The sequence below is a fragment of the Paraburkholderia sp. genome, assembly GCF_034668105.1.
Classification (GTDB): Bacteria; Pseudomonadota; Gammaproteobacteria; order Burkholderiales; family Burkholderiaceae; genus Paraburkholderia.
Window position 1 is genome coordinate 1 of record NZ_JAXDPY010000679.1, and the last position, 8,045, is coordinate 8,045.

Genomic DNA, 8,045 nt, shown 5'->3' on the forward strand with positions numbered 1-8,045 from the left:
GTATAGATCACCTTGCGTACCGCCGGCGGAAACGCGAAGAAGGGAATCACCCGATCCCAGGCCCCGCGCCAGGCGGCCACTACACTCGGGAACTTCTGTCCCCACTCGCCCTGTTCAAACGCCTCCAGTTCGGCTTCGGCTGCCTGGGCACTCGCTGCCGTGTAGATCGGCTTGATGGCCGCGGCCAGCGCCCGGCGATCCTTCCAGCTCGCGTACTCCAGCGAATTGCGCATCAGATGCACGATGCAGGTCTGCAGCGTGGTCGCCGGGAACACCGCGCCCAGCGATTCAGGCATGCCCTTCAGGCCGTCGGTGACCGCAATCAGGATGTCCTGCACGCCACGCACCTTCAGGTCGTTGAATACCTTCATCCAGAACTTGGCGCCTTCAGTGTTCTCGATCCACAGGCCCAGAACATCACGGGTGCCGTCCGGCAGGATGCCCAGCGCCAGGTAGATCGCCTTGTTGCGCACCAGCCCTTCCTCGCGGATCTTCACGCGCAGTGCGTCGAAGAACACCACCGGATACATCGGCTCGAGCGGGCGCGCCTGCCAGGCCATGATTTCTTCCATCACGGCGTTGGTCACCGAACTGATGAACTCCGGCGAGACGTCAGTGCCGTACTGTTCGGCAAGAAAGCCCTGAATCTCGCGCACCGTCATGCCGCGCGCGTACATCGCGATGATCTTGTCATCAAAGCCCGTGAAGCGGCGCGCGTGTTTGGGGATCAGGATCGGGGCGAAGCTGCCATCGCGGTCGCGCGGAATCGCGAGGCGCAGCGGACCGTCGTCGGTGAGCACCGTCTTGCCGCTCTTGCCATTGCGCTGGTTGGTTGCATCCTGGGGCCGCTCAGCGCCCGCCGGATAGCCCAGATGGTGGCCGAGTTCTGCGCCCAGTGCGCGTTCTATCAGCGCTTTCTTGAACGCGGCCGAAGCGGCCTGCACCGCCTCGGCCGTCATCGGCCCCTTCACAAACTGGTCGATCAGTTCATCCGGAATTGACGGCAACGCCGTCAGGGCCTCTGCGGCCGGCTTGGGTTTGCGTGGCATACATGCTCCTTGAGCTACATGTTATGCCTTGAACACAAAATTTATGACAGACCCACGCTAATGGACCAATATCAATTCAAGGAAAGGCCAACGCCGCAGGCAGACAGACAAAGCGCGGCGCAGGCAACCAGATCAAGGAAAGCCCACCACCGCAGGCAGACAGACAAAACGCGCCGCAGGCAACCAGATCAAGAAAAAGCCCACCGCCGCAGGCGGACAAACAACCCGCCGCCCGGCACCCCCCTGCTACGATGCTGCCTTCGTCAAGCAGAACGGTAACCCGAGTGAAGCGCCTGATCCCCCAATTCCTACAGACCCTTGAAAAAGGGCTAACCCTCGCGAACCAGCCCATCGCCCGGGCTTTCCGGCACCTGCGCCATCCCACGCCGCGTGGCGTGGCCAAGGCCTGCGCCGCCATCCCGGCGCTCCTGCTCCTGTATGTGCTGATCCTGATCCCGTTCACGCCGAGCATCGGCGACATCCGTAAGGCGAAAATCGAGCAGCCGGCGCAGATTCTCTCAGCGGACGGCAAACTGCTCGCCGAATTCAAGCCCTCGAACCGCGAGTGGGTGAAACTCAAGGACATCTCGCCGAACGTCGTGAACGCGCTGATCGCCACCGAAGACCACCGCTTCTATCAGCATTTCGGACTCGATGGGCGCCGCACGGCATCAGCCGCGCTGCACACGTTTTCCGGCGACCGCCAGGGCGGTTCGACCATCACCCAGCAACTCGCCCGTAATCTCTATCCGGACGAGATCGGCCGCGCGCCCACGCTGACCCGCAAGATCAAGGAGGCGATCACGGCCTTCAAGATCGAGGCGCTCTACACCAAGGACGAAATCCTCGAGACCTACCTCAACACGGTGCCGTTCCTCTACAACGCCTACGGCATCGAAATGGCAGCGCGAACCTATTTCGACAAATCGGCCGGCGACCTGAACGTGCTGGAAAGCGCGACACTCACCGGCATGCTCAAGGGCAATAGCTACTACAACCCGGTGCTCAATCCGGAACGCGCGCTGCAACGGCGCAATACGGTGCTCGCGCAAATGGTCAAGTACGGCAAGCTCACGCCCGCGGCCTATGCGACGCTCGCGCGGCGCCCCTTGCGCATCGATTTCGAACGGCAGACCGAGCCGCCCGGACCGGCGCCGCACTTCGCGCAGCAATTGCGCAAGTGGCTCGCGGCATGGGCCGATCGCAACGACTACAACCTCTATTCCGACGGACTGGTGGTGCGCACCACCATCGATTCGCGCTTGCAAACCATGGCCACTCAGGCCGTGACCCTGCAGGGCAACCAGTTGCAGGGCATCGCCAACTCGGCGTGGGGGACGCGCGCGGGTTGTGCGAACGGCCGCGACCTGCTGCAGACTTTCCTGCGTGAAACGCCCGACTATCGCGCCGCGAAAGACGCCGGCCTGTCGGACGACGACGCCATGAAACGCGTTTCGTCCGACCGCGATCTGGTGCAGTCGGTATGCGAATCGAAAACCCGCGTGCAGGCGGACTTTCTCGCCATGGATCCGCGCAACGGCCAGATCAAGGCATGGGTCGGCAGCCGCGACTTCAGCAAGGACCCGTTCGACCATGTGCAGCAGGCACGGCGTCAACCGGGCTCGACCTTCAAGCCGTTCGTCTACGCCGCAGCCTTCGAAGACGGCGCGAAACCCAGCGACACGTTTATCGACAAGCCCGTCGAGATTCCGCTCGCCGGTGGCGAAGTCTGGCGTCCGAACGACGAGGATGAGCCGAGCGAGCGCGCCATCAGCCTGCGCGACGGTCTCGCTTATTCCCGCAACCGGATCACCGCCCAGTTGATGGAAACGGTCGGTCCGAACAAGGTCGCGAAGCTGGCGCGTGCCATGGGCGTGCGCGACAGCGAACTCGACCCGGTGCCGTCGCTCGCGCTCGGCACGAGCCCGGTCACGCTGAAGGAAATGGTCTCGGCCTACGGCACGATCGCCAACCTCGGCGCTTACGTGGAGCCGGTGATGGTCACGCGGATCGAAGACCGCAACGGCGAAGTGCTAGCCGAGTTCGCGCCGGCGTCGCCGAAACAGGAACTGCCCGTCGCCGCCGCGCGCACGCTCGTCGATGTGATGCGCGACGTGGTGAGCCGCGGCACGGGTGCGAGCATTCGCAGCCGCTTCGGCGTTCGCGGCGACGTCGCCGGCAAGACGGGCACGACGCAGGGCAATGCGGACGGCTGGTTCATCCTGATCCAACCGCAACTCGTGGCGGGCGCGTGGGTCGGCTTCAACGACAGCCGGGTGACCTTGCGCAGCGATTATTGGGGCCAGGGGGCGCACAGCGCGCTGCCGATCGTCGGCGATTTTTTCCAGCGCGCGCAAAGATCGAAGCTGGTAGACAGCCGCGTCAGGTTCGCGACCGAGCAGGAGCCGGGCTGGTTTGCCGAGCGGACCGGCAGGTTGCGCGAGTGGTTCCAGCAGCTGTTCGGCGCGTCGCCCGTGAAGACCGAGGCGCCGGCTGTCGCACGTAATACGACGCGCAAGGCGGCTGCGCGCACCGCGTCTGTATCTGGACCGGCAGCCGCTACATCGGCGTCTGCTGCATCGGCGTCCGCTGCTTCGGAGGCTGCCGCGGCTGTTGCATCGAAGCCGTTGCCGCAGCCGCCGCTTCTTCAAGCGCCGTCAGCGCCTGTCTCAGCAAGCGATGCAGTAGACGGCGCGGCGCATGGCGGCGGCGAACCGGCTTTGGCGCCCACGCCCACGCCAGACGATGTGATGCCGCCGGACATTGGCGGCGGCACGGCAAACGCATCCCCGAATCCGCCGGCGAGCGCCAGCGCCTCGCCTTGATGCTTAAGCGCGTTGCGCCGCGCGGCTCAGTCCGCGCGGCGTTTTGCCGGTTCTAGGGTCCCGCCGCCTTCGTCCGGCCTGCCGCCCGCGCATCGGGCACACTGCACGACGCCTCGAGCGACGTATCGTGATGCAGCAGAAGCACAGCCGCTACCCCGACGAGTCCCGCTCCCGACAAGCACAGCAGCCCGGCGCCGAAGCCGCCGGTGCTGTCCTTGATCCAGCCCATCGCGTACGGTCCGAAGAATCCCGCCAGATTGCCGAGGGAATTGACCGCGGCGATGCCGCCCGCGGCCGCCGCGCCCGACAGGAACGCGGCCGGCAAGGTCCAGATCACCGGCAGGCAGCCGAAGATGCCGAAGCCGGCAATCGACAGCGCGATCATTTTCTGCACCGGATTGTCGAGCCCCGCCGCCGCCGCGATACCGCCGGCCGCGACCAGCAGCGCGATCGCCACGTGCCATTTGCGTTCGAGCTTGCGGTCCGAATGGCGTCCCCAAAAAACCATGCTGATCACGCCGACGATATAAGGCAACGAGGTCACGAAGCCTGTCTGTAAATTGCTGAGACCGAACGACTTGACGATCTGCGGCAAAAAGAAACTCAGTCCGTAGTTGGTTGCGTTCGCACCGAAATAGATGAGCGCGACGGCGAGCACTCGCGGATTGAACAGCGCTTCCTTCACGCTGAACGTATGCACCGCCTCGCGATGCTCGCGTTCCTGAGCCTGGCGGGCGACCAGCCAGTCGCGTTCGTCGTCGGCAAGCCAGTGGGCGTCGGCCGGTTTGTCGGTCAGATAGAACAGCACGGCGATCGAGAGCAGCAGGGCGGGCAGCGCCTCGATCAGATAGACCCACTGCCAGCCGGCCAGACCGGCGCGCCCGTCCATCGACAGCAGCGCGCCGGAAACCGGGCCGCCTATCACCGTGGAAAGCGGAATGGCCGCCATGAAATAACCGACCACGCGGCCGCGATATGCGGCGGGAAACCACAGCGTCAGCAGGAAAATAATGCCGGGGAAGAATCCCGCTTCGGCCACGCCCAGCAGAATGCGCAAGCCGTAAAACACGTGCGCGGGCGAGAGTCCGGTGAAACGGGCAATGTCCGGGATATACGCCATGGCGCCGGCGAGTATCCCCCATGTGAACATGATGCGGGCGATCCAGCGGCGCGCGCCGAATTTCTCGAGCAGCAGATTGGAAGGGACTTCGAAGAAAAAGTACGCGATAAAGAAAATCCCCGCGCCGAAGCCGAATGCGCTCGCGGAAAGGCCAAGCGCCTTGTTCATCTGCAGTGCAGCAAAGCCGACGTTGACCCGGTCAAGATAGGCAATGAAATAGCACAGGATCAGGAACGGCACGAGCCGAACCATCACGCGCGTCATGGTGCGTGTTTCGATCTCCATCGATGTCTCCTCCGGTTCAGTGTCCGGCTAGTTGATTGGTGTGGTTACAGACTAGTCGGTGAAGTGCGATTCCGAAAGTGTTTTGGCATGGCCGCGCGTGCGCTGCTCATGTATTGGGATTACGTATCGGGATCACGCACCCGCCTTCGATACCCGGCAGTCCGTCCAGCGTTTCGCCGCGCGTCTAGCGGAAGATCAACGGGTCCACCTTCAATTCGCCGCCGATTGCATCGAGTGTGCCGATCGAGCGCGGATCGGTCGGACCGATAAAACGCACGAGCGGCATCAAATTGGATGGAAGCGAGACAGCAACGACTGTGCCGCGATTCGCCCTAAAAACGATGCGACATCCCCACTGTCGCAAGAATCTGCTTCGTTCCTGGCGCGCTCACCGTCACGCCCGGCCAGCTTACCGTGGCGGTGCCGTTGTTCTTCAGATAGCCGGCCCGCATGTACAGGCTCGTGCGTGGGGAGATCGAATGGTCGACCCCCACTTCGAAGCCCGGCGTATTGTCATGCGCGCCGCGCACATTGCGCTGCACGCCGGCAATCGCGATCACGTCGGCCGGCGTGGCCTGGATCGTCGCACCCAACTCCGCGATACTGAGCGAATGCCCGGTGCCCAGATGCGCTGCCAGCGAACCCGGCGCCGGGTCTTCCGCGCGGTTATAGGAATAGTTGAACTGCAAGTTCACGATGCCGATCCGGTAAGCGAGCGCGCCGATGAAGTGTTCGGTGCCGAGCAGGCTCAGCGAAGCGGGCAGGCCGGCAATGGTTTCCTGTCCCGGATGCTGGTTCACATACGCAAGCCCCGCGTAGAAGCCGTAGCCCGAGTAAGTGGCCGCGACGTTCAGCATGTTCCCCGAGGTGGCCGGCACCGGCTGGCTCACCGTGGCGGCGAACGCATACATGCCGTAAAACTGCAGCCCCTTCAGATTCGGCGACGCATACATGATCGAATTGCTGGCGCGGCCGGAATCGTATTGCGTCGACAGCGTGTTCCGGTCCACCGCGAGGACGTTGGCCGAAAACGGCGACAGTACCTCGTTCGCGCGAAACGGATCGGACGGATAGATGACCCGGAAGCTCGGCTCGTACTGACGCCCCATGGTCACAGAACCGTATCTGGCGTCGCTCAGGCCGACCCATGCCTGACGATAGAAGAGCGCCGTGGTATCGGCGAACAAGCCGCCGTTGTTCACGTTAAAACCCGTTTCGACATTGAACTGCGCCTTCAGTCCGCCGCCCAGGTCTTCATTGCCTTTCAGGCCGAACAGGGAGCCCGTCGAGCCGCCGCTCTTTTCGGAATAGGAATGGACGCCGCCGTTGTCCAGATACTGGATGTTCGCGTCGACGACGCCGTACAAGGTCACGCTCGACTCGGCGGCCGCCGCGCCACCGGCGGCCAGAATCAGTGTGGCTCCGCAAACGCCATGATTGATAAAACGCATGCATGTCTCCTCTTTTTATATCCGCTTGCCGCGGACTTGATTGCACAGCCTTGCTGCGGGGCCGGCGCGGTCCGGCTTCATCGACCGAACCGGCCGTCGAAAATCGAATGGCCGTGCTAATTTCAAGTCAACTGACGGGACAAAGCCAGTGCATTGTTTTTATGAGGAGAATGCAGATATTGCATGGCGAAAAAGCATGAGAATCCGGCCAACGCAGGCGAGGTCCCCCTCGTTCATTCGATATGACACGGACTTGCGCGACGCCCATTCCTGGCACCGCCGGACGGCAATTGTTCAGGCGGATGCAACAGTGTTTTCGGATGCAGAGGCTGATCTGGCGCGCCTGATTGCGGATAATTTCGAGATTGAAAACGATCAGAAAACGCAGGCGAATCATGTTGAACACGGTCTTGGATCACTTGACGGGACAGGAGCGGGCACGCTCAGCGCTACAGCGCCTAAGCACACTGTCCAACCAGACACGCGATCCCGCACACCACCGCGCTCGCGCGTGGGTCGCGGCGCTGGCCGCGTGCGCCAGCCTGATCGGATGTGCGTCGACTTCCGATGTTGCCGCCACCGGCAAACCCGGCACCTACACGGTAGCGGCGAGCGCGACTGGCGGCCGGATGGCCTGGGCCCGCGCGCATGAACATGCGATCAGCGAGGCGCGCGATTATTGCGAGCGTCGCGGCATGCAAAGCAGTGTCACGACTGAAACGGTGAGCGGCGTGCAGATGATGACGGAGCACGGGTCGTCAGTGAATTTCGAATGTCATCCGAAGTTCTAGGGCTCAGGCTCGATGGCCTGTAGCAGAGCCAGGGTTCATGCCGGCAAGCGCATGGACCCTCATGCATTTCTCGCTATGCGCTCAAGGCTTGTCGAACGTGACGAGCTTTTTATCCTTCGTGTCAGCCACGAAAATGGCCAGTAGTTTCGCGGGTTCCGTATCGCTCGCGTTTTCGCTGACGGTGTGATGCGCGCCGGGCTTCTCGGTCCAGGATTCGCCCGCATGGAACACGCGCTCCTCGCCGTTGCCAATGCGGCTGCGGATCGCGCCCGAGAGCACATAGCCGACCACAAAAGCCTGGCCATGCCGATGCGACTTCGACTTGCCGCCAGGCGCATAGTCGACGACAAGCGCGGTCATCGTCTTGCCCGGCACATTGGCGATTGCCTCGCTGAACGCGGGCGTGATCGTCTCCGGTGTAGCGGCCGTACCGGCGGCCAATACGGTCTGGTTGCTTCCCGCGATGGCAAGACCGGCGAGCGCCAGCGTCGCGATCAGTCTACGGATTTTCATGCGATTACTCC

The 8,045-nt window shown here is 63.1% G+C and carries 6 protein-coding genes; 2 read left to right on the forward strand and 4 right to left on the reverse strand.

Translation table 11 applies throughout. The features are described from left to right. A partial coding sequence (locus tag QOC89_RS29960) for an IS256 family transposase (protein ID WP_323048348.1) occupies positions 1-1,049 on the reverse strand: 1,049 nt, incomplete at its 3' end. 284 nt (positions 1,050-1,333) lie between these two features. Between QOC89_RS29960 and QOC89_RS29965 the strand changes: the two genes are divergently transcribed. Next, complete coding sequence (locus QOC89_RS29965; protein WP_323048349.1) at positions 1,334-3,874, forward strand: penicillin-binding protein 1A; 2,541 nt, start codon at positions 1,334-1,336, stop codon at positions 3,872-3,874. A 52-nt stretch (positions 3,875-3,926) separates the two neighbouring features. On the opposite strand, the gene QOC89_RS29970 is transcribed toward QOC89_RS29965, so the two are convergent. After that, a complete protein-coding gene (locus tag QOC89_RS29970) occupies positions 3,927-5,279 on the reverse strand; it encodes an MFS transporter (protein ID WP_323048350.1) in 1,353 nt (450 codons plus the stop codon). 332 nt (positions 5,280-5,611) lie between these two features. Then, the gene (locus QOC89_RS29975) at positions 5,612-6,730 is read right to left on the reverse strand and encodes a porin (protein WP_323048351.1); all 1,119 of its coding nucleotides are present in this window, start codon (positions 6,728-6,730) and stop codon (positions 5,612-5,614) included. Between the two features lie 395 nt (positions 6,731-7,125). On the opposite strand from QOC89_RS29975, the gene QOC89_RS29980 reads away from it, so the two are divergent. Continuing rightward, a complete protein-coding gene (locus QOC89_RS29980) occupies positions 7,126-7,521 on the forward strand; it encodes a hypothetical protein (protein WP_323048352.1) in 396 nt (131 codons plus the stop codon). A gap of 81 nt (positions 7,522-7,602) precedes the next feature. Here the strand turns inward: QOC89_RS29980 and QOC89_RS29985 are convergent, their stop codons facing one another. Next, entirely contained in the window at positions 7,603-8,034 is a 432-nt protein-coding gene (locus QOC89_RS29985; RefSeq protein WP_323048353.1) for a cupin domain-containing protein, read from the reverse strand. Positions 8,035-8,045 lie beyond the last annotated feature (11 nt).

Coding starts and splice junctions, on each gene's coding strand:
- QOC89_RS29970 (WP_323048350.1), bottom strand. CDS start 5,279: ATGGAGATCGAAACACGCACCATGACGCGCGTGATGGTTCGGCTCGTG.
- QOC89_RS29975 (WP_323048351.1), bottom strand. CDS start 6,730: ATGCGTTTTATCAATCATGGCGTTTGCGGAGCCACACTGATTCTGGCC.
- QOC89_RS29980 (WP_323048352.1), top strand. CDS start 7,126: ATGTTGAACACGGTCTTGGATCACTTGACGGGACAGGAGCGGGCACGC.
- QOC89_RS29985 (WP_323048353.1), bottom strand. CDS start 8,034: ATGAAAATCCGTAGACTGATCGCGACGCTGGCGCTCGCCGGTCTTGCC.